Below are 25342 nucleotides of genomic sequence, written 5' to 3' on the forward strand. Positions count from 1 at the left end.
ATACCCTTTCGTGTGGCGCGGCGAAAGACCGCGGACCGCAACGTTCTGCCGCGGACGTCGAACGACCCCCATTATCCCCCACCTGCGCGGGTGCTGCCTAATCGGGTGCGGAAGCGTCAGGCACACTTGCGGACGTGCATGCACGTTCCGCGGTCGTGGACCTCTACGGCGACCATCTGAGCCGTCGCGGCTGGTGGGCGCCGGTGTCAGCGGTCATCGGGCTGGCCGAGAGCGTCTCGGTGCAGGCCCCGGCGACCCGCACCGCGATCAGCCGGTTGGTGGCCCAGGGCTGGTTGCGGCCGCAACTGCGCGACGGGGTGCGAGGGTATGCCGCGACCGCCCGGGCGCAGGCGCGGTGGCGGCACGCACATGCCCGGATCTACGCCCCCGGCCCGGCCCCGTGGGACGGTCGCTGGCACCTGGTCCAGGTCGACACGGCTGGCGAGCGCCGCCGCCGCGACCAGGTGTCCTCCACCCTCGGCTACCTCGGCTACGGCCGGTGCCCGGGCGGCGGCTGGATCAGCCCGTGGTTCAGCCCTGAGCTGGCAGCCTCTCTCGACGCGCTGGGCGTGCGTTGGCTGTCGGTGCACGGGCACCTGGAGGGACCGGCCGACCCTGCCCTGTTCGCCGGCTCGGTCTGGGACCTAGAGGGCCTGGCGGCGGCCTACGAGCAGTTCCTGGACGAGCTGCCCATCGTGCCGGACGGCCCAGGCCCCCGGGAGGCCTACGTGCTGCGCACGCACCTGGTTCACGCCTGGCGCCGCTTTCTCTTCCTGGACCCCGGCCTGCCGCAAGAGGTGCTGCCGTCGGACTGGGTGGGGCGCCGGGCCCGCGCCGGCTTCCTTGCCCGGGCGCAGGACCTGGCGCCCTCTGCCGGGCTGTTCGTCGACCAGGCGCTCACCGGTAGATTGACCGCTCATGAGCGCTGAGCAGAGTCCGGTCCTCCTTCATCGCGCCGACGGCGTGGCCACCCTCACCCTGAACCGCCCCGAGGCGATGAACTCCCTCGACGTGGCGACCAAGGAGGCGCTGCTGAGCGTGCTGCGGGAGGTGGCCGCCGACCCTGACGTCCGGTGCGTGGTGCTGACCGGCATGGGCCGGGCGTTCTGCGTGGGCCAGGACCTCAAGGAGCACGTCGGCCTGCTGGCGCAGGACGCCGAGGCGCTATGGCGCACCGTGGCCGAGCACTACAACCCGGTGGTGGAGCTCCTGGCCACGATGGACAAGCCGGTGGTCGCGGCGGTCAACGGCGTCGCCGCCGGCGCAGGGGCCGCCTTCGCCTTCGCCGCCGACCTGCGCTACGTGGCCAGCTCGGCCGGCTTCAACCTGGCCTTCACCGGGATCGCGCTGTCCTGTGACTCCGGGACGTCGTGGTCGCTGCCCCGCCTGGTCGGCACCGCGAAGGCCAAGGAGCTGCTGTTCTTCCCCCGCACCGTCGGCCCGGAGGAGGCGCTGGACCTGGGCCTAGCCACCGAGGTCGTCCCGGACGAGGAGCTGGCCGGTCGGGTCGACGAGGTGGCCCGCACCCTGGCGGCCGGCCCCACCCTGGCCTACGGCGCCGTCCGCCAGGCACTGGCCTTCTCGGCCGGGCACGGGCTGACCGACTCGCTGCAGATCGAGGACGAGCTGATGACCCGCACCGGCACCAGCGAGGACCACCGGGCCGCCGTCGATGCCTTCCTGGCCAAGGAGCGCCCTCGGTTCAGCGGGCGCTGATCACGGCGGGTAGTCGCTGGGTGGGACGAACCGGAACAGGTACCACGTCCACCACACCTGCCAGGCCACCATCAGGGCGGCCAGCACCACGGTGCGCACCACGAGCAGCCACCGGGGCTGCTCACCGCCGGGGCGGGCCCCGGGCGGCCAGCCGCCGCCGACCATGAGCACATAGAGCGGGAAGAGCAGCATCAGGTAGCGGTAGAGGCTGGTCCACGGGTCCAGCGCCGCGAACAGGTACAAGGCGTAGCCCAGGCACCAGACGCGCAGGGCCACCCCCAGCCGGGTCGCCCAGGGACCGAGCACAGCGAGCACCAGCACCCCCAGCCCCGCGGCCAGCACCACCAGCCCCAGGACGTCACCCCACAGCCACTGGGCCCGTTCGATCGAGGGCACGAAGGGCCTGACCGGCTCCCCACCCCGCCAGGAGGACATGGTCACCGGGTAGGCGTCCGGGACCCCGGTGCGCCAGGCGGCGATGGTGGGCCAGACCAGACCGGCCAGGCCGCAGCCGGCGAGCGCCGCGAGCATCCCCGCCCCTTCTCGCGGCGAGATCGGTGCCTGGTCCCGGCGCCGCCAGCGCACCACGACGCAGACCAGCGCGACCAGGCCCAGCGGCAGCGCGATCGGCCGCGCCAGCCCGGTGAGCAGCGCGACCACCCCCGCCCACCACCACCTCTCCCGCACCAGCAGCCAGAGGACCCCGGCCAGCAGCAGCAGGGCCAGGGACTCGGTGTAGGCGACCTGGAAGGTCGGTGCGCTGGGGAAGGCGCCGAGCAGGGCCACGCCGCCCAGGGCCGCCGCCGTGCCGACCTTCTCGCGCAGCAGCCCGGCGACCACCACCGCCGCGGCATACCCCAGCACGGTCGCGACCACGACCCCGCTCACCGCGAACGACCACCCGGTCAGGGCCATCAGCCCACGGGCCAGCAGGGGGAAGATCGGGTAGAAGGCCCACGGGTTCTGGCGGACCTGGCCCCGGTCATTGACCGGCAGCTGCTCGGGGTAGCCCTCGGTGGCGATCCGCTCGTACCAGGCGCCGTCCCACAGGGTGGCGAACTGGAAGTAGCGCGGCGTGCCCGAGTCGTCGTAGACCACGGGGTCCTGCCAGTGGTGCGCGACCTGGAAGAGGATGACCATGCTGATCAGGCGCAGGGCGGTCCACAACAGCAGCACCGCGGCCACGAAGCGTACGTCGAGCAGGTGCCGCACGGCCTGGGGCCTGGTGCGGGCGGCGAGGGTGGCCGTCATGAGGTGGCGTGCAGCCCTGTCACCCTGGACCCGGAGCGGGAGGCCCCGGCACGGAAACAACCCGCCAGGTGATCGTCCACCAGCCCGCAGGCCTGCATGGCGGCGTAGACCGTGGTGGGGCCGACCTGGGCGAAACCCACCTTGCGCAACCGCTTGGCCAGCAGTTCGGACTCTAGGGTCTGACTGGGCACCTCGGCGAAGGTGCGCGGCCGAGGGGTGGGCTCGGGCGCGTGCGTCCAGAGCAGCTCCTCCAGCCCGCCCTGCTCGCGCAGCGCCAGCGTGGCCCGGGCGTTCTGGATCGTCGCCTCGATCTTGCGCCGGTTGCGCACGATCTGCTCGTCCTCGAGCAGCCGCTCGACGTCAGCCTCGGTGAAGCCCGCGATCCGGTCGGCGTCGAAGTGGTGGAAGGCCCGCCGGAAAGCCGGACGCTTGCGCAGGATGACCAGCCAGGACAGCCCGCTCTGGAAGCCCTCCAGGCACAGCCGCTCCAGCAGCGGGGCCTCGCCGTGCACGGGCTTGCCCCACTCCCGGTCGTGGTAGTCGCGGTAGTCGGCGTGGGCCAGACCGGGCCAGGCGCAGCGGACGACCCCGTCGGGGCCCACGGTCAGGTCGGGGTGCGCTGGGGTGATGCTCATGCGATCCCTCCTGTCCGCTGTATGCCGTCGACGTCCCGCCGGTCCCGCTCCTCCCGCAGCCGGGCGATCTCCGCGTCCCGCTCCCCCAGCTCTGCGGCCAGCCGCTCCAGCGCCCCGTCGACCTGCTCCGCGCGGTAGCCGCGCAGGGCGATGTCGAAGCGCACACCGTGCACGTCGACCGGGCTCAAGGGCCCGGAGCCAAGCGGCTCCGCGGCGGTCGTGGTCACCGCGTCGGGCACCCCGGGCACGTCGATCCGTGACACCAGCACGGCCATGACGGCACCCAGGATCAGCACGAGCAGAACGACCCCGATGATCACCACGGCACAGATCCTCGCACGTCAGGAACGATCCGAATAGTCCGCCCCCGGCACATCGGAGCCGAGCTGGCGCTGTGCCCGGGCGGCCCGGTGCGCCAGCATCCAGGTCACGGCCTGGTCCACATCGTCGGTGACCCGCAGCAGGTCCATGTCCTCCTCGCTGATCATCCCTCCGCCGAGCAGGCTGGAGCGCACCCAGTCCAGCAGCGGGCCCCAGAACTGCGTCCCGACCAGGGCGATCGGGAAGTGGGTGACCTTGCCGGTCTGGATCAGGGTGACCGCCTCGAAGAGCTCGTCGAGGGTGCCCACCCCGCCGGGCAGCACGATGAAGCCCTCGGAGTACTTGACGAACATCGTCTTGCGGACGAAGAAGTAGCGGAAGTTGATGCCGAGGTTGACGAACTCGTTGAGGCCGGACTCGAAGGGCAGCTCGATCCCCAGGCCCACGGAGACCCCGCCGGCCTCGGCCGCACCCCGGTTGGCGGCCTCCATGGCACCCGGCCCACCCCCGGTGATCACCGCATACCCGGCCTCGACCAGCGCCCGGCCCGCCGCCACCCCGATCTCGTAGGTCGGGTGCCCGGGCGCGGTGCGTGCGGAGCCGAAGACGGAGATCGCCGGCCCCACCTCAGCCAGGCTGCCGAAACCCTCGACGAACTCGGCCTGGATGCGCATCACCCGCCAGGGGTCGGAGTGGACCCAGTCGGCGCGTCCGCGACTGTCGAGCAGGCGCTGGTCGGTCGTGGTCCTGGGGACCTGCGCCCCCCGCAGGGTCACAGCCCCCTTGCGGTGCTCTCGTCGGCTCACGGCACCCGACCTTACGGGAGGGCACCGGACGACGCGAACGGCGGGCCGGTGGTTGCCCACCGCCCCGCCGCTCAGGCGTGTCGTGCGTCCGCTCGCGTCGCGGGCTCAGCCCCGCTCGTCGACGGGGACGAAAGAGCGCTCCGCCGAGCCGGTGTACACCTGCCGCGGGCGACCGATCTTGGTGGCGGGGTCGTTGATCATCTCGCGGTACTGGGCGATCCAGCCGGGCAGCCGGCCAATCGCGAACAGCACGGTGAACATATCGCTGGGGAAGCCCATCGACTCATAGATCAGACCGGTGTAGAAGTCGACGTTCGGGTAGAGCTTGCGCTCGACGAAGTAGTCGTCCTCGAGGGCGGTCGCCTCCAGCTCCATGGCCAGCTCGAGCAGCGGGTTGGACGCCGCCCTCTTCTCGAACATCTCGTGCGCGGTCTTCTTGACGATGGTGGCTCGCGGGTCGTAGTTCTTGTAGACCCGGTGGCCGAAGCCCATGAGCTTGACGCCGTCCTCCTTGTTCTTGACCTTGCGGACGAACTCGGCGACGTCACCACCCTCGCTCTTGATCTTGTTCAACATCGACAGCACGGCGGAGTTGGCGCCCCCGTGCAGGGGCCCCGAGAGCGCCTGGATGCCGGCTGAGATCGAGGCGAACAGGTCAGCCTCCGAGGAGCCGACGAGGCGCACCGTGGAGGTCGAGCAGTTCTGCTCGTGGTCCGCGTGCAGGATGAACAGCAGGTCGAGGGCCTTGGCCAGGTCGGGGTCAAGGTCGAAAGGCTCGGTGGGCTGACCAAAGGTCATCCACAGGAAGTTCTCGACCAGGTTGTAGTCGTTGTTCGGGTAGAGCAGGGAGCGACCCTGGCTCTTGCGGAAGGCGTAGGCGGCGATCGTGGGCAGCTTGGCCATCAGCCGGAAGGTCTGGGTCTCCACCGCCTCGGGGTCGTACGGGTCGTGGCTGTCCTGGTAGAAGGTGCCCAGGGCGGCCACACCGGAGGCCAGCACCGACATCGGGTGCGCGTCGCGGGGGAAGCCGTCGAAGAAGTTCTTCATGTCCTCCACGAGGAGGGTGTGGCGGCGCAGCCGGCTGTCGAAGGCCGACAACTGCTCGGCGGTGGGCAGCTCGCCGTAGATCAGCAGGTAGCTGGTCTCCAGGAAGCTGGAGCTCTCGGCCAGCTGCTCGATGGGGTAGCCGCGATAGCGCAGGATGCCGGCGTCGCCGTCGATATAGGTGATCGCGGACTTGCAGGCAGCGGTGTTGACGAATCCGACGTCGAGCGTGACGTCTCCGGTCGTCTTGAGCAGGGCGCTGATGTCCAGCCCGTTGTTGCCCTCGACCGCCGGCACGACCGGCAGCGACAGGTCCTGGCCGGCGTGGGTGAGGGTGGCCGGCTCGTGGGCGGTGGTCGTGTCGTCGGTCATAAGTCCTCCTGGTCGGGGGCGGGGCAGGCGGGGGTCAGTCGGTCGACGGGCAACGCCCGGTCACTCGTCGTGCGACTGGGGCGGCAGGGCGGCGACCAGGGGGTGGTCCTTGGGGATGATCCCCATCTTGGCCGCTCCGCCGGGGCTGCCGAGGTCGTCGAAGAACTCGACATTGGCGTTGTAGTAGTCCGCCCACTCCTCCGGCACGTCATCTTCGTAGTAGATCGCCTCTACCGGGCAGACCGGCTCGCAGGCACCGCAGTCGACGCACTCGTCGGGGTGGATATAGAGCGCACGCTCGCCCTCGTAGATGCAGTCGACCGGGCACTCCTCGATGCAGGCCTTGTCCTTCAGGTCCACGCACGGTTGGGCGATCACGTAGGTCATAGGGACAGAGTATGCCGTGAAGCGGGGTGCCAGACGCACCGGGGCGCCCTCTGGAGGTGGTCAGGGCTGACCGGCATCCGGGTGGGTGCAGGTCACCTGGTCGGAAGCCTGATAGGTCGTCGTGAACTCGTCACGGTGCGCCTCCTGGCCGTCGCGGGACAGGACGCGGACGACGGTGATGGTGAAGCCCTCGGACTTGGCCTGGGGGACGCAGTCCTCGCTGTCGTCCTCCTCCTCCCCGCCCTGGGTGATGTTGCGCCGCTCCCCGTCGATGGTCCGCACGTCGTACTGACGCTGCCCCAGGTAGGTCATGTGGATCTCATCGCCGCTGATCCAGGCGCGGACCACGACCGGGGTGTCGGTGTCGTTGGTCCAGAGGTTGTCGATGACCGGGTAGGCCAGCGTGGCCTCCCGACCGGCCGGGTAGCGGGAGATGTAGAAGGAGTGCGGGGTGTGGGCATCGAGCTGGACGCCGGAGTTCCACGACGCGTTGAGCACCACCGTCGAGATCTGCGACAGCCCACCGCCCAGACCCATGACTAGGCGGCCGTCCATGATCACCGGAGCCTCCACATACCCGGCCTCCTCGGAGATGTCCCCGAGGGCCGCGCCGAGGCTGAACTGCTCGCCCGGCATCACCACGGTGCCATTGACGTGAGCCACCCCGGCCCGCAGGTTAGCCGTCCGGGCCTCGTTGGCCGGGCCGGTCGGGAAGGCGGAAACGAAGCTGCCCATCGGGCGGAACCGCCAGCCCTCGGACACCTCGGTGGGGATGGCCGGCTCGACCACCGAGACCCCGGCCTCGACGGTGCGCCCCTCCCCCTCCTCCGCGAGGGCGGCCAGCACGGCGTCGGCGACCCCGTCCTCCTCCAGCGCGTAACCCACCTGGGCGGGCACCACCTGCACCTCCGTGCCGTCGAGCCGGACGGTGGCGTCCAGGGGGCCGGCCTCCAGCTGCCCCAGGTCCTGCCGGACCCGGTCCAGCAGCCCCTCCTTGTCCAGCTCCAGAGATAGCCTCCCGTCCTCCTGCCGCACAGCCAGCAGCGCCCGCAGGTCGCGCTCGACGAGCTCGGCGGTCGCGGTCAGCTCGTCGTCACCGTCGCCGCGAGCGGCGGTGACCAGCACGGGCGAACCGAGCGCAGGGTCCAGCTCCTCGCGGGTGAAGCGGTCGATCTCAGCCTGGGTCAGCTCGGGGACCACCTCGGCCGAGTGGCCCTCGACCTCCCGGTCCTCCCCCGTGGGCCAGCCCGGCGTCAGCCAGGCCTCCCGGATCTCCTCCGCGGTCGCCGGGACGTCGAGGCTGTGCCCCATGGCCGCCTCCTTGGCCTCCACCCCGTCCGGCCCGATCGTGACCTCACCATCCTCGGGGTCGCGGTCGTAGTCCTCCGCCAGGCCGGTCACGGCGGCATCGAGCGCCTCCTGGTCGACCGCGGTGCGGAGCGGCAACTCCTGGTCGGTCCCGGCCACGTGCGACCACAGCTCGCGCGGGTCGAACGACAGCCGGGTCGCATCGGACAAGGTGGCGTCCACGTCCAGGCGCAACCCCGCCTCCTCAGGGACCAGGCTGAGCTCCTCAGGCTCCTGCGCCCCCGGCACGGGCGTGCGCACGGTGATCGGCGAGCTGGTCAGCTCGGCGAGTTGGCGGGAGAGCACGTCCTGGGCCTGCTCCCGGGTCAGGCTGCCGATGTCGACCCCGGCGACGCTGACCCCTGCGGGCTGACGGTCCTTGAAGTAGTAGGCCGCGGCGACGTAGGCGCCGCCCAGCAGCACCACCGCCACGGCCAGGGCGAGCAACACCGACCACCAGCCGCGGCCGGCAGCGGGCTCCTCACGGAGGCCGCTCGGGCTCTGCGTGCCCTTGCTCATCGCCCTACGTCCCTTCTCGTGCGGGGGTCTGCCCTGCGGTCCGATACTGCGGTCCGATACCGCGGTCCGATACTGCGGTCCGATGGCTGGTAGCCGCGCGGGGCGCGCCGGGGTGCCCCCGCCTCAGCGTAATTCCCCGAGCCGCCCACGGTAGTGGACCAGACCGGGTTCGTCGGTAGGACCCGCCAACATCCCCACGACCTCGACGACCGCGATGGTGTGGTCGCCCGCCTCGTGCAGGGCGTAGGTGCGGCACTCAAAGCTGGCCAGCACCCCGGTGAGCAGAGCCACGCCGGTGACCTGGCCGCGCTCGTGCGGGATCCGGGCGAGCTGGCCGTGCAGCGGGCGGCCTGGCTCGCCGAGCCACTCCGCGAGGCCACGCTGCCGGGCGGCGAGCACGCTGACCCCCAGGGGGCTGCCCTCCAGCACGCCCTCGAGCACCCGGGCCTCGTTGTGCAGGCTGACCAGGAGGAGCACCGGGTCCAGCGAGACGCTCGTGAGGGTGTCCACGGTCAGCGCGACGTCGTGACCGCGCAGCACGGAGGTGGCGACGGCGACGCCGCTGGCGAACCGGCCCATGGCCTGCCGGTAGCGCGCCGGGTCGATCGGCTCGCTGACGACGTCGCTGTGGTGGTCGCTGTGGTGGTCACGGTGGTGGTCGCTGTCGTGGCCGTCCTCGAGGTGGTCGGTGGTGCTCAGGGCTCCAGCACCCCCTGGGCGTCCACGAGCGCCTGCTGGGCGTCGGGCCAGCGGGCGAAGGCCTCCCGGCCCGGCAGCCGGGCGGCGACGTTATTGGACAGTGTGTAGAAACCGTCGAAGACGGTGACCTGGGTGGGGTGCTCGCGCAGTGCGGCGACCTGCAGCGGCAGGGCCGCAGCATCCTGGACTGCGTGCGTCGCCACGTGGTCGGGGACCACGCTCGGCGGGAAGGGGTCGTGCGGGGCCGGGACCTTCGCCTCGCACCCGGCCGGGCTGAGGATGCCGGACGGCACGTGCGCCGCCAGCCAGGCCCGATCCTCCAGCGCCCACGAGCGCGGGAGCACGGTGACGTAGAGAGCCGGTCGCTGGCCGCGCCGCCGATCGGCCCCGGCGCCCGCCTCCGGGTCGGGGGCGAGCGACCACAGCCGCTCCACGGCAGCCACGGTGACCCGGTGGGTCTGGACGTGGTCGGGGTGGGCGTAGCCGCCCCAGGGGTCATAGGTGAGGACCACGTCCGGGTCGATCTGCTGCAGGACATCGACCAGCTCGCCTGCGGCCTCCTCGACGTCCGCCCCGGCGAAGGCCTGGGGATGAGCAGCGGCGGACGACCCGGCCATTCCGCTGTCCCGCCAGCGAGGCGGGTCGCCACCCAGGTAGTGGTGGCGCACCCCCAACGCGGCCATCGCGCGGGCGAGCTCCCCGCGCCGGTACGGGCCGAGCTCCTCGGTGCCCTCCAGGCGGGCCACCTCGGGGGTGATCACCTCCCCCTCCTCCCCCAGGGTCGCGGTCACCACGTGGACCTCGTCCCCGGCCTGCACGTGGTGGGCCAGGGTCAGGCCGGTGGCCAGCGTCTCGTCGTCCGGGTGGGCGTGCACCGCGACCAGCCGCAGCGGACCCCCGTCGGGCGCTCCGTCACGCAGGTCGGGTCGGCGCAAGGGGTCCTCGGGTCGCTGGGGCACGGCTCACCCCTGGTGCTTGGCCCGCGACGTCGCCCGGGCCCGCTGGTTGGCGTCCAGGATCACCTTGCGCACCCTCACCGCCTCGGGCGTGACCTCCACACACTCGTCCTCGCGGCAGAACTCCAGGCTCTGCTCCAGGGACAGCAGCCGCGGCGGGACGAGCCGCTCCAGGACGTCGGCGCCGGCGGAGCGGACGTTGGTGAGCTTGCGCTCCTTGGTGATGTTGACGTCCATATCGTCGGCCCGGGAGTTCTCCCCCACGATCATCCCCTCGTAGACCTCCGTGGTCGGCTCGACGAACAGGGTGCCGCGCTCCTGCAGGTTGAACATCGCGTAGGTGGTGGCCACGCCGGTCCGGTCGGACACGAGGGAGCCGGACTGCCGGGTGCGGATCTCGCCGAACCAGGGGGCGTAACCGTCGAAGACGTGGTGGGCGATGCCGGTGCCCCGCGTCTCGGTGAGGAACTCGGTGCGGAAGCCGATCAGCCCGCGGGAGGGCACGACATACTCCATCCGCACCCACCCGGTGCCGTGGTTGGTCATCTGCTCCATCCGGCCCTTGCGCGCCGCCATCAGCTGGGTGATGGTGCCCAAGTGCTCCTCGGGGGTGTCGACGGTCAGCCGCTCCACCGGCTCGTGCAGCTTCCCGTCGATCTCCTTGGTGACCACCTGCGGCTTGCCGACCGTCAGCTCGAAGCCTTCACGGCGCATCTGTTCCACCAGGATCGCCAGCGCCAGCTCGCCGCGGCCCTGGACCTCCCAGGCGTCCGGGCGCTCGGTGGGCAGCACCCGCAGCGAGACGTTGCCGACCAGCTCCTTGTCCAGCCGGTCCTTGACCAGACGCGCGGTGACCTTGGAGCCCTTGACCCGCCCTGCGATGGGCGAGGTGTTGGTGCCGATCGTCATGGAGATGGCCGGCTCGTCCACCGTGATCAAGGGCAGCGGCACGGGGCTCTCGGCGTCCGCCAGCGTCTCGCCAATGGTGATCTCCGGGATGCCGGCGATGGCCATGATGTCACCGGGGCCGGCTGCCTGCGCCGGCTTGCGCTCCAACCCGTCGGTGAGCAGCAGCTCGGTGATCTTGACCCGCACGACCGAACCGTCCCGGCGGCACCAGGCGACCTGCTGGCCCTTGCGGATCTCCCCCTCGTAGACGCGGCACAGGGCCAAGCGACCCAGGAACGGGCTGGAGTCCAGGTTGGTCACGTGCGCCTGCAGCGGTGCACCGGGGGTATAGGTCGGCGCCGGGACGGTGTTGAGGATGGTGGCGAAGAGCGGCTCGAGGTCCAGCTCGTCCGGCAGCCCGCCGTCGGCGGGCGCGGTCAGGGAGGCCCGGCCCGCCTTGGCCGAGGCGTAGACCACGGGGAAGTCAAGGGCCTCCTCCACGCGCTCGGGGTCGTGATCATCGAGCAGGTCCATGAACAGGGCGTAGACGTCGTCCACGACCTCGGAGATCCGGCTGTCCGGGCGGTCCACCTTGTTGATGCACAGCACGACCGGCTTCTGCGCAGCCAGCGCCTTGCGCAGCACGAAGCGGGTCTGCGGCAGCGGCCCCTCGGAGGCGTCGACCAGCAGGACCACGCCGTCCACCATGGACAGCCCACGCTCGACCTCACCGCCGAAGTCGGCGTGCCCGGGGGTGTCGATGATGTTGATGGTCATCCCGCCCTCGGGGGCGGAGGTGCCGGTGTAGCGGATGGCCGTGTTCTTGGCCAGGATCGTGATGCCCTTCTCCCGCTCCAGGTCACCTGAGTCCATCACCCGTTCGACCTCGGTCCCCTCCTTCTGGTGCTGGGCGAAGGCGCCGCCCTGGGTGAGCATGGCGTCGACAAGGGTGGTCTTGCCGTGGTCGACGTGCGCCACGATGGCCACGTTGCGGATGTCGTCACGGGTGGCGGCGCGCACGCCGGAGCTGGTGTCAGCGAGAGGCATAGTCTCCAGTCTCTCAGGTCCGACGGCCTGCTCCTGCCACGTCGGTCAGGAGCAAGGGGTATGCAGCAGGCCGGCGAGGTGCTCGACGATGGGCAGGTCGGCGGTCAGCCAGGCCACCTCGAACAGGTCCTTAAGGGTCAGCCACCGCACCTGGTCGTGGTCCTGCAGGGGCCTGGGCCAGGGCTCTCCAGGCAGCGCGGTGGCCCACCACAGGTCCATCACGGCGGTGGTCGACAGGGTCCAGGCGCCCGGGCCGACCCGCTCCCCCAGGCGCACCCGCAGGCCGAGCTCCTCCTGCACCTCCCGGCGCGCGGCGTGCGCGGAGGTCTCGCCGGGCTCCACCTTGCCCCCGGGGAACTCCCAACCGCCCGCCAACGAGGCGGGCCGGGTCCGCCGTGCGGCCAGGACCCGGGTGGGGCGGGAGAGGTCGTCGACCAGGGCCACGGCCGAGACCAAGACGCAGGGCTGGTGCGGGCGCGCTGGCATACCGCCATCGTCGCAGCCCACCCGTCGACGCCGGTGACGGACGCCGGTGACCGTCGAGGCGCAGGTTACGTTCTCGTAAAGATCCGCGTGGACATCTCCCGCCGGAGACCGACCTGTGGTGAGGTTCGATATCGCCGGTGCACCGGCTCATGGCCGGCGCCTCAGTGGCGCGGCCGACATCTCGAGGAGGAGACACATGATCAATCGCAAGGCTGCCGCGGTGGCCGGCGCCGCCGCACTGGCCCTAGTCCTCTCGTCCTGCGCCGAGTCCGAGCGCGAAAGCGATGGCGAGAACACCGACACCGACGGCGCCGCTACTGGCGCGGCCGGCGACGGAAGCGGCGACGGGGAAATGTCCGACGCCACGTTCATCTTCGGCGCGGCGGGCGAGCCCAAGCTGTTCGACCCGTTCTACGCCAGCGACGGCGAGACCTTCCGCATCACCCGCCAGATCTACGAGCAGCTGCTGGACTTCGAGCCCGGCACCGCCGAGACGATCCCGGGTCTGGCGGAGTCCTACGAGGGCTCCGAGGACGGCTTGACCTGGGACTTCCAGATCCGTGAAGGTGTGAAGTTCCACGACGGCACCGACCTCGACGCCGAGGCGGTCTGCGCGAACTTCGACCGGTGGTACAACCAGACGGGCGCTGCCCAGAACTCGGCCGTCACCTACTACTGGAACAACAACTTCGGTGGGTTCGCCGACCAGTCCGACCGCGACTCGCTCTATGAGTCCTGCGAGGCCACCGACGAGATGACCGCCCAGGTCACCATCACCCGCTACACCTCCAAGTTCCCCGACATCCTGGCCCACGGCGCCTACGCGATCCACAGCCCGTCGGCGATGGAGGAGCACGACGCCAACAACGTCGAGGCCGCCGGTGAGGGCTTCACCTACCCGGCCTACGCGACCGAGCACCCGACCGGCACCGGCGCCTTCCAGTTCGCCGGCTACGACCAGGCCAACGGCACCGTCACCCTGGAGCGGTTCGAGGACTACTGGGGCGAGAAGGCCGGCGTCGCGGAGATGGTCGTCCGGTCCATCCCTGACGAGGCAACCCGTCGCCAGGAGCTCGAGGCCGGCCAGATCCACGGCTACGACCTGCCCAACCCGGTGGACTGGAACAGCCTGGAGGAGGACGGCAACACGATCGAGATCCGCCCGGCGTTCAACATCCTCTACGTGGGTCTGAACGCCACCACCAACGAGGCGCTCCTGGACGTCAACGTCCGCAAGGCCCTCTCGCACGCCATCAACCGCGACCAGCTGGTCCAGTCCCAGCTGCCGGAGGGCGCCGAGGCCGCCAGCCAGTTCTTCCCGGACACGCTGCCGGGCTACAACGAGGACCTGGAGCCCTACGCCTACGACCCGGACATGGCGCGCGAGCTGCTGGAGGAGGCCGGTCACGCCGACCTGGAGATCGAGTTCTGGCAGCCGACCGAGGTGACCCGGCCCTACATGCCGGACCCGGCCAGCATCTTCGACGCCATCCGCTCGGACTGGGAGGCTGTCGGAATCACGGTGAACCCGCGGCCGATGCCGTGGACCGGTGGCTACCTGGAGGGCACCGAGCAGGGCCAGGCCGCGGCCTACCTGCTGGGCTGGACCGGTGACTACAGCTCCCCGGACAACTTCATCGGCACCTTCTTCACCCAGCAGGACAACGCCTTCGACACCGGCAACTACGACTTCGCCGACGAGCTGACCGACATGCTCGTGGAGGCGGACTCCGAGCCGGACCCGGACGCGCGCGAGGAGATGTACAAGGAGATCAACGCTCGCATCGCCGAGGACTTCCTCCCCGGCCTGCCGATCTCGCACTCCCCGCCTGCCATCGTGGTTTCCGAGGCCGTGCAGGGGCTGATCACCAGCCCGTTGGCGGCAGAGGACTTCTCCACCGTCACGATCGACGAGTGAGCGTCCCTGCTCGTTGAGCAGTGAGCCTCACCGCCGCCGGGGCAGCTCGTCCAGAGCTGCCCCGGCGGTGTCGTGAACACCTCCCGCGCAGGTTGAAAGGTAGGTTTCCCGGGTGACCAAGTACATCGTGCGACGACTGTTCCAGGCCGTCATCGCGCTGTTCATGCTCAGCGTCCTGCTGTTCATCTGGCTGCGCTCGCTGCCCGGTGGGCCGGTCTCGGCGCTGCTCGGTGAGCGCAGCACGGCCGCGGACCGCGAGGCCCTGGAGCGGGCGCTCGGCCTGGACCAGCCGATCTTCGTCCAGTACTGGCGCTTCCTGACCCGGGCGCTGAGCGGCGACTTCGGCACCTCCACCTTCGTGGCTCCCGGCCAGGACGCCCTGCAGGTCTTCCTCGCCCGGCTCCCGGCAACGATCGAGCTGAGCCTGTTCGCCCTGCTCATCGCCGTCACCCTGGCCATCCCGCTCGGCTACGTCGCGGCCCGTCGCAGGGGCCGTCCCCTGGACACCGGTGCGGTGATGTTCTCCCTGGTGGGTGTCGCCGTGCCGGTCTTCTTCCTCGCCTTCGTGCTGCGGGACGTCTTCGCCGTGAACCTCGGCTGGCTGCCGGCCTCGGGCCGGTCCACGGTCGGCATCAACTCCACCGACGTCACCGGTCTGTTCGTCCTGGACGGGCTGCTGACCAGGGAGTGGGACGCCGCCTGGGACGCGCTGAGGCACCTCATCCTGCCGGCCCTGGCCCTGGCCTCCATCCCGTTCGCGGTGATCTTCCGCATCACCCGCGCCTCGGTGCTGGACGTCCTCGACGAGGACTACGTCCGCACCGCCCGCGCCAAGGGCCTGACCTCCCAGGTGATCCGGGGGCGGCACATCCTGCGCAACGCGCTCATCCCCGTCGTCACCACGGTCGGTCTGCAGATCGGCGCGCTGCTCGCCGGGGCGGTGCTGACCGAGCGGGTCTTCTCGATCCGCGGCATCGGCGACGCGCTCGCCCGCGGGTTCGAGCAGCGAGACTATCCCGTGCTCCAGGTCCTCATCATGATGGCGGCCCTGATCTACATCATCGTCAACCTGCTCGTGGACATCGCCTACGCCGTGATCGACCCACGCGTCCGGGCGAAGTGAGGCATCGATGAACCGACCGACCAACCCCCTCTCGCCCAAGGCCAAGAAGGAGCGCATCGACTCGCTGGCGTCTTCGGCGGGCGGCCCCCGCGCCGACGCGGACACCGCCACCGACATCGCGGTGCGTGACGTGCAGGTCTCCGACGCCGGCAGCGTCGGCGAGGACGAGGGTGTCAGCCTGTGGCGCAGCGCCTGGCACCGCCTGCGGCGCAATGTGATCTTCCTCATCGGCGCCGCCATCGTGGTGGCCTTCCTGGTGCTGTCGATCATCGCGCCCTGGATCGCCCCGCACGACCCCAGCGCCCGCCTGCTCATCGGCGAGGTCTCCCGCCAGGCCAACCCGGTGCCTCTCCCGCAGCCCGGCTTCCCGCTGGGCGCGGACGACCGCGGTCGTGACGTGCTCTCCCGGCTCATCGTCGGCTCCCGGCAGACCCTCATGGTGGGCGTCCTGGCCACCCTCGGCGGCTTGGTGGGCGGGGTCACCCTGGGCACGCTGGCCGGCGCCTTCGGCGGCTGGGTGGACGCGGCCGTGATGCGCGTGGTGGACGTGCTGCTCTCCATCCCCTCGCTGCTGATGGCCTTCACCATCGCCGCGATGTTCGCCCGCCCTTCCCAGTGGACGCTGATCACCGCGATCGCCATCGTGCAGATCCCGATCTTCGCCCGGCTGCTGCGCGGATCCATGCTGGCCCAGCGCCGCAGCGACCACGTCGTCGCGGCTACCGCCCTGGGGGTGAAGAAGGCGCCCATCGTCTTCCGGCACATGCTGCCCAACTCGATCGGCCCGGTCATCGTGCAGGCCACGCTGGTGCTGGCCACCGCGATCATCGACGCGGCGGCGCTGTCCTTCCTCGGCCTGGGCAACCCTGATGACCGGATGCCGGAGTGGGGGCAGATGCTGGGCCAGAGCCAGCAGTACTTCAACACCTTCCCGCACCTGGCCTACTACCCGGCCCTGTGCATCATCGTCGTCGCGCTGGGGTTCACCCTGGTCGGTGAGTCCCTGCGCGAGGCGCTCGACCCCAAGTCCCGACGGTGAGGTGGCGTCCATGACCAACCCGACCACGAACCAGCCGGCCCCCCGGCCGGCCCGCCCCGGCAGCCACGGGGAGCCCCTGCTGCACGTCGAGGACCTGTCAGTCACCTTCGGCATGAAGGGCAAGCGACCCTTCAAGGCCGTCGACGGGATCTCCTTCGACGTCGCCCCGGGCCAGACGGTGGGCCTGGTGGGCGAGTCCGGCTGCGGCAAGTCGGTGACCTCGCTGGCGATCATGCGGCTGCTGCCCCAGCGCGGCAACCAGGTCACCGGCAGCGTCCGGTTCGCCGACGAGGACCTGCTCACCCTCTCCGATGCGCAGATGCGCGACCGACGCGGCGCGGAGATGGCGATGATCTTTCAGGACCCGCTGTCCTCACTGAACCCGGTTGTGGCGCTCGGCGTGCAGGTGGCCGAGGTGATCGAGCGGCACAAGCGCGCCAAGCGTGACCGGGCCCGCAAGGAGGCCGCGGACATGCTGGAGAAGGTGGGGATCCCCGACCCGACCCGGCGACTGAAGGACTACCCGCACCAGCTCTCCGGGGGTATGCGGCAGCGCGCCCTCATCGCGATGGCGCTGGCCTGCGAGCCCCGCCTGCTCATCGCCGATGAGCCGACCACCGCGCTGGACGTGACGATCCAGGCCCAGATCCTGGCGCTGCTGCGGGAGCTGGTGACCGAGTCGGGCACCGCGCTGATCATGATCACCCACGACCTCGGCGTGGTCGCCGGGCTCTGCGACGAGGTGAACGTCCTCTACGGCGGCCGGATCGTGGAGCGGGCCCAGCGCCACGAGCTGTTCGCCAACCCGCGTCACCCCTACACCCACGGCCTGCTCGCCTCGATCCCCCGCCTCGACGGCGGGCGCGAGCGGCTGTCCCCGGTGCCGGGGTCGGTCGCCGACAACCTGCCCTGGGACCACGCCTGCGCGTTCGCGCCCCGCTGCGTCAACGCGCTCGACACCTGCCTGTCCGTGACCCCGGCCCTGGAGACCGAGCGTCCCGGCGCCGACCCCGATGCCCCGGAGGCGCACCTGCTGCGCTGCCACAACCCGATGGGAGGCCGGCCGTGAGCACCCCAGCGGAGCGCCCCGAGCCCCGTGCCGAGGACCCTGCACAGCCCCGCCCGGACCGCGCCGAGCAGCACCCCGGTGCCCAGGACGACCTGCTCGTCGACGTTCGCGGGCTCAAGGTGCACTTCCCGATCAAGCGGGGCGTGATCCTCGACCGCACGGTTGGTCACGTCTATGCCGTGGACGGGATGGACCTGCAGATCCGCCGCGGGGAGACCTACGGCCTGGTCGGGGAGTCCGGCTGCGGCAAGTCCACCTTCGGCCGGGCGCTGCTGCGCCTGGAGGACCTCACCGAGGGTGAGGTCTACTTCGACGGGGTGGACCTGGCCTCGCTCAAGGGCGAGAAGCTGCGCACCCAGCGCCGGCACATGCAGATGGTCTTCCAGGACCCCCTGGGCAGCCTGGACCCCCGCCAGACCGTGGAGCAGCTGCTGCTGGAGGGGATGCAGGCGCACGGCATGGTCAAGGGCGGCAAGGCCAAGGACCGGCTGGTCGAGCTGCTCAAGGCGGTCGGGCTGCCGCGGACCGCGCTGACGAAGTACCCCCACGAGTTTTCCGGCGGGCAACGGCAGCGCATCGGCATCGCCCGGGCCCTGTCCGTGGACCCGCAGCTGATCGTCGCCGACGAGCCGGTGAGCGCGCTGGACGTCTCGGTGCAGGCCCAGGTGATCAACCTGCTGGTGGACCTGCAGGAGGAGTTCGGGCTGACCTACCTGGTCATCGCCCACGACCTGGCCGTGGTCCGGCACATCAGCGACCGGATCGGGGTGATGTACCTCGGCGGGCTCGTCGAGGAGGCGGAGGCAGACGACCTCTACGCCGCTCCCCTGCATCCCTACACCCGGGCCCTGCTCTCGGCCGTGCCGGTCCCCGACCCGGAGGTCGAGGACTCCCGCGAGCAGATCCTGCTGGTCGGTGACCTGCCCTCCCCCGCCAACCCGCCCCCGGGCTGCCGGTTCCACACCCGCTGCCCCTGGCGGCAGGAGACGCGCTGCGACGACGAGCGCCCCCCGCTGAGGGTCGTGCAGATCGACGGCGTGCCGGCCCACCACCGGGTGGCCTGCCACTGGGCCGAGGAGATCGCCAGCGGCGAGATCCAGCCACACGACGTGAAGGTCGTGCTCACCGACCCCACGGACAAGCAGTCGGACAGCGACGACTCCCTCTACGCCAACGTCACCGGGCACGTCGCCGACGTGGACTGAGGGCGCGCTCCGCTGGCCCGGCTGACCACCCGGGCCGGTGGCGGAGGTATCACCCGGAGCCGTCCCCGCTCTTCTCCCACAGACCCCGGCGCCCGGCCGGGGCAGGGAGAAGGGACGAGTTCCGATGTGGACGTCTGAGGACTTTCCCGGCGCCGACAAGGTGCCGTGGCAGCTGCTCATCCGGGCCAAGTTCGTGCGTGAGATCGACGCGTTCGTGGCCAGCACCATCGTCAACCAGCTTGCGCACGTCGCCTCCGCTGAGCTCACCGTCAAGGTCGCCGACGCGGCCGCCACGGCCATGCGGTCGGGGTCGCAGCCGCGTGAGGAGGTCAGCCGCACCGCCCGCGCCGAGACGCTCCTGGCCGTGGCCGAGTTCATCGAGATCTGCCCGCCGTGGCCCTGGCCGCGCCCGTGGCCCTGGCCTCCGCGGCCCCCGTGGCCGCCGCGGCCCTGGCCGTGGCCCGACCCGCCGCCGTGGTCCGAGCAGGACAGGCTGCTGCCCGAGCTCGGCACGCCATACGAGGGTCTGGTCCTGCAGGCGGCGCTGGAGCTGATCGACCGGGTCGGCAGCCCCCAGCTACAGGACCTGGGGGCCGTGCTGAAGGAGGTCGGTCACCACTAAGTGGTTGGGTGCACCCACCCCGCGGGGCCAGGAGGGCTTTGCCCACCCCGCGGGGTTGGGCGCGCCCGCCGTCGGACGGGGCAGCGGGCCTCGCTCGACCCGACAGCGGGCCTCGCTCGACCGGCGCGCCCGGCGACCCGCGGCTACTGTCGATCAAGACCGTTGGCCGACCCAAGGACGGAGCACCCATGGCCTGGCACGACGTCCTCATCGTCGGTGGCGGCAACGCCGGCATCTCCCTCGCCGCCCGGCTGCGGCGCCTCGGCGCCCACGACGTGGCGATCGTGACGCCGGACCGCCCGCACCGCTACCGGCCGATGCTCAACTACGTCGCCGCCGGCCAGGCCGCGATGAGCGAGCTCACCCGCACGGCCGCCTCCGTCGTGCCGAAGGGTGTCACCTGGCTGCCCACCACGGCGGTCGCGGTGCACCCGGAGCAGCGGGAGCTGGAGCTGGAGGACGGGCGGCGGGTCGGCTACGGCGACCTGGTGCTGGCGACCGGGCTCGAGGAGGACAGGGATGCCATACCGGGCCTGGCGGAAGCCATGGACGCCGGCTGGGCACGCACCGCCCACCTGGAGAGCCAGGCTGAGGGCATGTGGCCGACGATCAGGTCGATGACGCGTGGCCGGGTCGCCTTCACCGTGCCGCCCGAGCCCTCCCCGTGCGGCGGGACGGCGCTCAAGCCGCTCTTCCTCGCCGTCGACCACTGGCGTGAGCAGGGGGTGCTGGACGCCATCGACGTGCATCTGGTCACGCCCTTTGCCTCCGTGCTCGACCTGCCCTTCGTCGACCACCGGCTCGAGCCGCTGCTGGCCGAGGCCAGGGTCAACGTGCACCACAGCTCGACCGTCGGTGCGGTCGACCACGAGGCGCGCAGCCTGACCCTCGACGGCGCTGGGCGCGGACTGCGGCTGGAGGACGTCGACCACGCCTTCGTCGTCCCGCACTACCGCGGCCCGTCCTGGCTGACCCCGCTCGCCGCCCCGGATGGCGTCGGCCAGGTCGACGTCGATCCCGGGACGATGGCCCACCGCAGCGCGCCGCGGGTGTGGAGCCTCGGCGACGTCGCCCGCCTGCAGACCCGCCCCTCGGGCGGGGCCCTGCGGCGGCAGGTCGAGGTGCTCGCCGACAACATCCGCGCCCAGCGGCTCGGCGAGCCGCTGGGGCGCTACGACGGCTACACGATCATCCCGGTCACGACCGACCGAAGGCGGCTGCTCCTGGCCGAGTTCGACCGCTCCGGCGCCCAGCAGCAGTCGACCAGGCTGGTCGACGTCACCGTGCCCCGGCGGGCGCTGTGGGTCTTCGACCGCTACCTGGAGCCGGTGATCTACTTCCGGGCGTTGCTCAAGGGTCGGCTCGTCCCCTGAGCCGGCCAGAGGTCATACCTCGGTGTCGAGCAGCTCCTTGAGGTGCTCGTCGAGCTCGGCGAGGTAGGACTCCTCGAAACCGAAGAGCCCGAAGTGGCCGGCCACCGAGTGCAGCACCCGCAGCTCGCTGCCGGGCACCAGCGCCTGCTCCCGCTCGCAGTCCCGCGGCGGGAAGAACATGTCCTCGTCGATCGGCATCACGAAGGTCCGCGCGGTGACCCGGCCGAGGGCCGCCGACAGGTCGCCGCCGGTGTGGCGGGCCACGTCGCCGCGCTGCCACTTCCAGGCCATCGCCAGCAGCGCGTTGGGGTCCATCGCCGCGAACGTGGGCCGCAGGAACCGGTCGCGGAACTCCTCGAAGGTGTCCCAGGTGACGTCCGGCAGCTGCACGTTGCGCCAGAACTCCGAGCGCCAGAACTCAGTCGACAGCCCCATCACCGCCCAGATGTCGGCGTGCCGCCGCAGCCCGTCCGCGACGTCGGCCGGGGATGAGTAGTCGCCGCCGTTCCAGCCCGGGTCGGAGGTGATGGCGTCCATCAGGGTCTGGGTGAAGAGGAAGTCGTGCGGGGTGTTCTGCGCGGTGCCGGCGATCATCGCCGCCCGCTGCACCTTCTCGGGGAAGCGCACCGCCCACTCCCAGGTCTGCTGGGCCCCCATCGACCCGCCGACCACGAGGGCCAGCCGCTCGATGCCCAAGACCTCGCGCAGCAGCTGCTCCTGGGCGCGCACGTCGTCCCCGATCCGCACGTGGGGGAAGGCGGCCATCGCGATCTCGCCGGCGGTGTTGTGCGGGGAGGTCGACAGGCCGTTGCCGATCTGGTTGACCACGACGATGAAGTAGCTCGACGGGTCCAGCGCCCGACCCTCCCCGATGTAGGTCAGCTCCCACGCCTGGTGGGTGCCGGAGAACCAGGTGGGGATGAGGATGGCGTTGTCCCTGGCCTCGTTGAGCTCGCCGTAGGTGGCGACCGCGAGCTGCAGGTCCGGGACGACGCCGCCCTCCTCCAGCTCGAACCGGCCGAGCCCGTGCAGCTCGTAGGGCCCCTGCACCTCGGGGGTGTAGAACGGGTTCTCCAGGGTCATCTCTGTCTCCTCCTTGAGCAGGTATGCGATGTCCGGAGCTGGCCGTGCCGGCACGTGGCGGCAGGTGCCCCGACGCTCGCACCCTACGGCCTCGGCCAGCGCTCGTGCGGCCTCTCCCGCCGCCTAGTAGCCGCCCGTCAGCTCCAGCGCACCCTGGCCCGTTGCCGCCAGACCCGGTCCAGGATCCCTACGGGGTCGTCCACGGCGTCTGGCGAGGTTCGGTTCCACAGGGCGAGGTAGAGCGCAGGCGCTGACCCACGGATCGTCACGGTTTCGGAATCGGGGTCGGCAGCCACCGGGCTGTCGGGGGCGGTTCCTGGGCCGATCTCACCACCCTCACCCTCCAGCCGGGTGGTGACGACCGCGCCGTCAGCCTGCACCTCCACCGCCCAGGCCCGGTCCCCCGCAGCCGGCCTCACGCCGAAACACAGCGGCCCCGCGCCCTGGAAGCGCGACCTGCCCCGGGTGACGAAACCGGTCAGCATCTCGTCGACACCGTCCAGGGCGACCTGGGGGTCGATAAAGTCGGCGTCCTGCGGCGTGGGGAGCCGGCCCAGGCTCGCGGCGAGCGCGTCGACCGCATGGATGGTCGTCTCGTGACACTGCCTGCGCGCCCAGAACACCCGCGGCGCGGGCGCGTCCTTGAGGAAGACGTCGGCCCGGACGTCATCCGGCACCTCCCGCAGGGTGCCGATCACGGCGTCGGCGCCCTCGAGGAGCCAGGCGACCGGGTCGGCGGCCTGCTGGCCCTCAGCGTTCCAGCTCGGCGGGTGGCAGTCCTGCCCGAGCAGGTTCGCCCGCGCCCAGCGGTGGACCATCCCCTGGTGCGCCAGGAGCTTGCGCACGGTCCAGGTCGGACAGGTCGGCACCACTGCGTCCACCCCCGACCGGGCGGCGAAGCGTGCGAAGGCGTCTACCGCCGTGCGCAGCCCGGTGACGTGCTCCTCGACGGTGCGGTGCTCCATACCCGGATCATGACAGCCCTCGCACGATCGGGTCCACGACCTGGCGCAGTCCGAGGCATGCCTGCGGCCCGGCTCGCTCGGAGCCGGGCGCGGGGCGGGGTCATCGCAGGTGCCAGGTGACGCCGTGGTCGTCGACGGTCGCGCTGAGCCCTCGTTCGTGCACCCAGGTGTGGTGCCGGGGACAGAGAAGGGCGTAGTTGGACAGGTCTGACCTGCCGCCCCGGGCCCAGGGGATGACGTGGTGGGCGTCGCACCAGGTCGCGGGCACGGTGCAGCCCGGGACGGTGCAACCCTTGTCACGCACGGCCAGGCGGACCCGCTGCCCGGGGGTGACGAGACGGTGGCGTCGGCCCTGGTCCACGACCTCCGACGGTCCGCCGAGCACCATCGGGATGATGTCGGCCTCGCAGGCCAGCCGCCGGATCGACTCCGCGCTGACGGTGGCCCCGGCGGCGGTGGCGCCGCATCCGGGCAGCTGCCCGTCAGTCTCGGCCAGGCTGCGCCGCAGGGTCTCCAGATCGAGGGTGACGATCAGGGTCGCCTTCGTGGTGGTCGGTTGACCTTTGCTGCCGGCGACGCCGCGGCGGACCACGGTCATCAACGCGTCGTAGCGCCGCTGCCCGGGCGTGCGCCGGTCTTCCTCACCGGTCGCCTTGACCTCCTCGCGGGAGGCCGGTGCCGCCAGCGGGGAGGTCAGGATCGCCTTGACGGCCGCGTAGTCGGCGTCGTCGCCGAAGGTCATGATGATCCGTTTGACCGAGCCGTCGGCCAGCGACGACTCGTGCACATCGCGCAGCTCGTGCTGGGCCCGCCGTCGCTCCTCGTGGTCCTTCTCCGGCAGGCACTCCTGCAGCAGCTTGCTGATGATCGCGCTGATGTCTTGGTCGTCGAAGTCCGGCTTGCAGCCGGACTTCGCCATCAGGTCCACGGCCTGCCCGTACTCCTCGGGCGACACTGCCCGGCGGATCCGCGTCAGGGCCCGGTGCAGAGTGGCCGCCCGCTCCAGCGACATACCTCCGGTCAGCACACCGTCGACCAACGGGGCATGGACCTGCTCCTGGCCCGCCTGCGCCATACGGACCAGGGCGTGCAGCACCGGCTTGGCCAGGTCCGGACAACGCAAAGCCAGCCAGTCGGCCAGGCTCATCCCCTCAGCGGTGTGCAGCCCTCGCTGGCGTGCTTCGCAGGCCAGCCGCACCCGCGCCCGCTGCAGCGCGGAGGCGACCGTCGAGACCGCCTCCAACCCCGACCGCAGCTCCGCCTCCTGCAGCCGGGCAACCTCCTGAGTGGCCAGGTCAGCGTATGTCGCCTCCCGCCCCGCCTCGCGCAGGCACCCCACCACCTGCTCCCCGGGCAGCCGGGTTGCGGGCAGCCGACCCTCCCGGACCTCCCCCGCGGTGGTCCGGAGCACCTCTCCGGTCCAACTCTGCTTCATGCGAACAACTGTACGATGCGGCACCGACAAACCCCGTTCGCCGGAGGTGACGGTGCCTAGTCGGTCACTGTCGCTCCGGGCTCCGACAAGGTCGCAAGTCAAGAGCGGAGTCGGCCAGGAGTGGCGAGGTGGTGCATGGATGTGTGTTCATGACGGCGTCGAACTCGTCCCGCAGGCCAACGTGGCCCAGATCCCTCCGCAGCCGCGTGGTCGCGCTTGTGAGCAGACCCACGTGAAGACGGGATCGATGATCGCGCACAGTTGCGAAGAGCCAGATTCTGATCCGGGCCCATCGGGTACTTAGGATTTCATCCGTGAGCCACCCCTACCGCCTCGGCAGCATCATCGGCTTGATCGGTGCCACGGTCTTCGTCCTGGTCAACCGGGCAGCCCTCCCAGGAGCGTGGCCGACGGTGGCCCTGATCACCTACGTCGCCGCCGTGGCGTTCTACGTCTGGGCGGTGTGGCTCCGCCCCGCCTCGGCGCTACCGGCCGGGCAGCCGCCGCACCCCCGGGCTGGTCTGGTCTACCTAGGGTCGGTGGCCGGCATGCTCCTGTTCTTCTTCCTCGGGGGGTCGCCCTGGCCCAGGCGGACCGGGAGGCTCTCATGCCTGCCCTGGTGGCCCTAGGCGTTGGCTTGCACTTCGTGCCGTTCGCCGCAGCCTTCCGGGCACCCGTTTTTCGCACCCTGGGGTGGCTGCTGGCCGGCATCGGGCTGATCGGCCTTGTCGTTGGCTGGCTGGGCACCGGGGCCACCGCCGCTGCTGCGGCAGCCGTCACCGCCGGCGTCGTGATGCTGGTAGTCATGGGTAGCGGGGCGCTCGTTGCTCCTCGAAGCGGCTGAACCAGCAGGTGGGTGACCACCTCGCTGAGGAGCGAGGCTTGCACCATCGATCGCTCACGGCCTAGCCTCCCACGCGGCGGTGCTCCCGACGTGGTCACCGATTCCTTGAAAAGTGGGCCAGCGCGCAGGACGCGGCATGGCCGTGGCAGGCAGAGGTCACCCATGGCGGCATAAGGGGTAGACGGAATCACT

Annotated in this window: 25 protein-coding genes; 11 read left to right on the forward strand and 14 right to left on the reverse strand. The window is 71.2% G+C overall.

The window, feature by feature from the left end; genetic code table 11:
* Nucleotides 1-134: 134 nt before the first annotated feature.
* Together FY030_RS11180 and FY030_RS11185 are read left to right on the forward strand one after the other, a co-directional pair.
* Nucleotides 135-929 (forward strand): PaaX family transcriptional regulator, encoded by a 795-nt coding sequence (locus tag FY030_RS11180; protein ID WP_158061576.1) that lies wholly within the window; start codon nt 135-137, stop codon nt 927-929.
* On the forward strand, nt 919-1716 hold the full coding sequence (locus FY030_RS11185) for an enoyl-CoA hydratase/isomerase family protein (RefSeq protein WP_158061577.1): 798 nt from the start codon (nt 919-921) through the stop codon (nt 1714-1716). Before FY030_RS11180 ends, FY030_RS11185 begins: the two co-directional genes overlap by 11 nt.
* Here the strand turns inward: FY030_RS11185 and FY030_RS11190 are convergent, their stop codons facing one another.
* The 11 genes from FY030_RS11190 to FY030_RS11240 form a co-directional block, all read right to left on the reverse strand.
* Nucleotides 1717-2967 (reverse strand): hypothetical protein, encoded by a 1251-nt coding sequence (locus FY030_RS11190; RefSeq protein ID WP_238348242.1) that lies wholly within the window; start codon nt 2965-2967, stop codon nt 1717-1719.
* Complete coding sequence (locus tag FY030_RS11195; RefSeq protein WP_158061578.1) at nt 2964-3602, reverse strand: DNA-3-methyladenine glycosylase I; 639 nt, start codon at nt 3600-3602, stop codon at nt 2964-2966. Before FY030_RS11195 ends, FY030_RS11190 begins: the two co-directional genes overlap by 4 nt.
* Entirely contained in the window at nt 3599-3925 is a 327-nt protein-coding gene (locus FY030_RS11200; protein WP_202879697.1) for a DivIVA domain-containing protein, read from the reverse strand. The genes FY030_RS11195 and FY030_RS11200 overlap by 4 nt, the downstream gene beginning before the upstream one ends.
* 18 nt (nt 3926-3943) lie before the next feature.
* The gene (locus tag FY030_RS11205; RefSeq protein WP_238348243.1) at nt 3944-4729 is read right to left on the reverse strand and encodes an LOG family protein; all 786 of its coding nucleotides are present in this window, start codon (nt 4727-4729) and stop codon (nt 3944-3946) included.
* Nucleotides 4730-4834: 105 nt separating this feature from the next.
* Entirely contained in the window at nt 4835-6145 is a 1311-nt protein-coding gene (locus FY030_RS11210; RefSeq protein ID WP_158061579.1) for a citrate synthase, read from the reverse strand.
* 60 nt (nt 6146-6205) lie between these two features.
* Nucleotides 6206-6532, reverse strand: a complete 327-nt coding sequence (fdxA, locus tag FY030_RS11215) for a ferredoxin (RefSeq protein WP_158061580.1) — start codon at nt 6530-6532, stop codon at nt 6206-6208.
* 60 nt (nt 6533-6592) lie between these two features.
* Nucleotides 6593-8398, reverse strand: coding sequence for a VanW family protein (locus FY030_RS17100; protein ID WP_158061581.1), 1806 nt, complete (start codon nt 8396-8398; stop codon nt 6593-6595).
* A gap of 123 nt (nt 8399-8521) precedes the next feature.
* Nucleotides 8522-8977, reverse strand: a complete 456-nt coding sequence (locus FY030_RS11225) for a flavin reductase family protein (protein WP_158061582.1) — start codon at nt 8975-8977, stop codon at nt 8522-8524.
* Between the two features lie 116 nt (nt 8978-9093).
* A complete protein-coding gene (gene mshB / locus FY030_RS11230; RefSeq protein ID WP_238348244.1) occupies nt 9094-10056 on the reverse strand; it encodes an N-acetyl-1-D-myo-inositol-2-amino-2-deoxy-alpha-D-glucopyranoside deacetylase in 963 nt (320 codons plus the stop codon).
* A gap of 3 nt (nt 10057-10059) precedes the next feature.
* A complete protein-coding gene (gene typA / locus FY030_RS11235) occupies nt 10060-11988 on the reverse strand; it encodes a translational GTPase TypA (protein WP_158061583.1) in 1929 nt (642 codons plus the stop codon).
* A 45-nt stretch (nt 11989-12033) separates the two neighbouring features.
* Nucleotides 12034-12474: a (deoxy)nucleoside triphosphate pyrophosphohydrolase gene (locus FY030_RS11240; RefSeq protein WP_158061584.1), complete on the reverse strand. Its 441-nt coding sequence runs from the start codon at nt 12472-12474 to the stop codon at nt 12034-12036.
* 196 nt (nt 12475-12670) lie between these two features.
* On the opposite strand from FY030_RS11240, the gene FY030_RS11245 reads away from it, so the two are divergent.
* The 7 genes from FY030_RS11245 to FY030_RS11275 all read left to right on the forward strand — a co-directional run bounded on the left by FY030_RS11245 (nt 12671) and on the right by FY030_RS11275 (nt 20823).
* Nucleotides 12671-14392 (forward strand): ABC transporter substrate-binding protein, encoded by a 1722-nt coding sequence (locus FY030_RS11245; RefSeq protein WP_158061585.1) that lies wholly within the window; start codon nt 12671-12673, stop codon nt 14390-14392.
* 112 nt (nt 14393-14504) lie between these two features.
* Entirely contained in the window at nt 14505-15515 is a 1011-nt protein-coding gene (locus tag FY030_RS11250) for an ABC transporter permease (RefSeq protein ID WP_158061586.1), read from the forward strand.
* Nucleotides 15516-15522: 7 nt separating this feature from the next.
* A complete protein-coding gene (locus FY030_RS11255; RefSeq protein WP_158061587.1) occupies nt 15523-16554 on the forward strand; it encodes an ABC transporter permease in 1032 nt (343 codons plus the stop codon).
* A gap of 10 nt (nt 16555-16564) precedes the next feature.
* A complete protein-coding gene (locus FY030_RS11260; RefSeq protein WP_158061588.1) occupies nt 16565-17623 on the forward strand; it encodes an ABC transporter ATP-binding protein in 1059 nt (352 codons plus the stop codon).
* Nucleotides 17620-18828: an ABC transporter ATP-binding protein gene (locus tag FY030_RS11265; protein ID WP_158061589.1), complete on the forward strand. Its 1209-nt coding sequence runs from the start codon at nt 17620-17622 to the stop codon at nt 18826-18828. Before FY030_RS11260 ends, FY030_RS11265 begins: the two co-directional genes overlap by 4 nt.
* A 124-nt stretch (nt 18829-18952) precedes the next feature.
* Nucleotides 18953-19450, forward strand: coding sequence for a hypothetical protein (locus FY030_RS11270; RefSeq protein WP_158061590.1), 498 nt, complete (start codon nt 18953-18955; stop codon nt 19448-19450).
* 188 nt (nt 19451-19638) lie between these two features.
* Nucleotides 19639-20823, forward strand: coding sequence for an NAD(P)/FAD-dependent oxidoreductase (locus FY030_RS11275; protein WP_158061591.1), 1185 nt, complete (start codon nt 19639-19641; stop codon nt 20821-20823).
* Nucleotides 20824-20835: 12 nt separating this feature from the next.
* On the opposite strand, the gene FY030_RS11280 is transcribed toward FY030_RS11275, so the two are convergent.
* The 3 genes from FY030_RS11280 to FY030_RS11290 form a co-directional block, all read right to left on the reverse strand.
* Complete coding sequence (locus FY030_RS11280) at nt 20836-21960, reverse strand: alpha/beta fold hydrolase (protein WP_272950516.1); 1125 nt, start codon at nt 21958-21960, stop codon at nt 20836-20838.
* Between the two features lie 83 nt (nt 21961-22043).
* Complete coding sequence (locus tag FY030_RS11285) at nt 22044-22871, reverse strand: maleylpyruvate isomerase N-terminal domain-containing protein (protein WP_158061593.1); 828 nt, start codon at nt 22869-22871, stop codon at nt 22044-22046.
* Between the two features lie 100 nt (nt 22872-22971).
* On the reverse strand, nt 22972-24306 hold the full coding sequence (locus tag FY030_RS11290; RefSeq protein ID WP_158061594.1) for an HNH endonuclease signature motif containing protein: 1335 nt from the start codon (nt 24304-24306) through the stop codon (nt 22972-22974).
* A 314-nt stretch (nt 24307-24620) separates the two neighbouring features.
* Here FY030_RS11290 and FY030_RS16880 point away from each other — a divergent pair, with 314 nt between their 5' ends.
* A complete protein-coding gene (locus FY030_RS16880; protein ID WP_238348700.1) occupies nt 24621-24935 on the forward strand; it encodes a hypothetical protein in 315 nt (104 codons plus the stop codon).
* On the forward strand, nt 24914-25150 hold the full coding sequence (locus FY030_RS16885) for a hypothetical protein (RefSeq protein ID WP_238348701.1): 237 nt from the start codon (nt 24914-24916) through the stop codon (nt 25148-25150). Before FY030_RS16880 ends, FY030_RS16885 begins: the two co-directional genes overlap by 22 nt.
* Nucleotides 25151-25342: the final 192 nt, after the last annotated feature.

The sequence above is a fragment of the Ornithinimicrobium pratense genome (assembly GCF_008843165.1).
Taxonomy (GTDB): domain Bacteria; phylum Actinomycetota; class Actinomycetes; order Actinomycetales; family Dermatophilaceae; genus Ornithinicoccus; species Ornithinicoccus pratensis.

What these genes read in the sequence shown, in the direction of transcription:
- FY030_RS11270 (WP_158061590.1), top strand. Translation starts at nt 18,953, where the DNA reads ATGTGGACGTCTGAGGACTTTCCCGGCGCCGACAAGGTGCCGTGGCAG.
- FY030_RS11195 (WP_158061578.1), bottom strand. Translation starts at nt 3,602, where the DNA reads ATGAGCATCACCCCAGCGCACCCCGACCTGACCGTGGGCCCCGACGGG.
- FY030_RS11290 (WP_158061594.1), bottom strand. Translation starts at nt 24,306, where the DNA reads ATGAAGCAGAGTTGGACCGGAGAGGTGCTCCGGACCACCGCGGGGGAG.
- FY030_RS11210 (WP_158061579.1), bottom strand. Translation starts at nt 6,145, where the DNA reads ATGACCGACGACACGACCACCGCCCACGAGCCGGCCACCCTCACCCAC.
- FY030_RS11185 (WP_158061577.1), top strand. Translation starts at nt 919, where the DNA reads ATGAGCGCTGAGCAGAGTCCGGTCCTCCTTCATCGCGCCGACGGCGTG.
- FY030_RS11275 (WP_158061591.1), top strand. Translation starts at nt 19,639, where the DNA reads ATGGCCTGGCACGACGTCCTCATCGTCGGTGGCGGCAACGCCGGCATC.
- FY030_RS11190 (WP_238348242.1), bottom strand. Translation starts at nt 2,967, where the DNA reads ATGACGGCCACCCTCGCCGCCCGCACCAGGCCCCAGGCCGTGCGGCAC.
- FY030_RS11255 (WP_158061587.1), top strand. Translation starts at nt 15,523, where the DNA reads ATGAACCGACCGACCAACCCCCTCTCGCCCAAGGCCAAGAAGGAGCGC.
- FY030_RS11260 (WP_158061588.1), top strand. Translation starts at nt 16,565, where the DNA reads ATGACCAACCCGACCACGAACCAGCCGGCCCCCCGGCCGGCCCGCCCC.
- FY030_RS17100 (WP_158061581.1), bottom strand. Translation starts at nt 8,398, where the DNA reads ATGAGCAAGGGCACGCAGAGCCCGAGCGGCCTCCGTGAGGAGCCCGCT.
- FY030_RS11285 (WP_158061593.1), bottom strand. Translation starts at nt 22,871, where the DNA reads ATGGAGCACCGCACCGTCGAGGAGCACGTCACCGGGCTGCGCACGGCG.
- FY030_RS11240 (WP_158061584.1), bottom strand. Translation starts at nt 12,474, where the DNA reads ATGCCAGCGCGCCCGCACCAGCCCTGCGTCTTGGTCTCGGCCGTGGCC.
- fdxA (WP_158061580.1), bottom strand. Translation starts at nt 6,532, where the DNA reads ATGACCTACGTGATCGCCCAACCGTGCGTGGACCTGAAGGACAAGGCC.
- FY030_RS11245 (WP_158061585.1), top strand. Translation starts at nt 12,671, where the DNA reads ATGATCAATCGCAAGGCTGCCGCGGTGGCCGGCGCCGCCGCACTGGCC.
- FY030_RS16885 (WP_238348701.1), top strand. Translation starts at nt 24,914, where the DNA reads ATGCCTGCCCTGGTGGCCCTAGGCGTTGGCTTGCACTTCGTGCCGTTC.
- typA (WP_158061583.1), bottom strand. Translation starts at nt 11,988, where the DNA reads ATGCCTCTCGCTGACACCAGCTCCGGCGTGCGCGCCGCCACCCGTGAC.
- FY030_RS11225 (WP_158061582.1), bottom strand. Translation starts at nt 8,977, where the DNA reads ATGGGCCGGTTCGCCAGCGGCGTCGCCGTCGCCACCTCCGTGCTGCGC.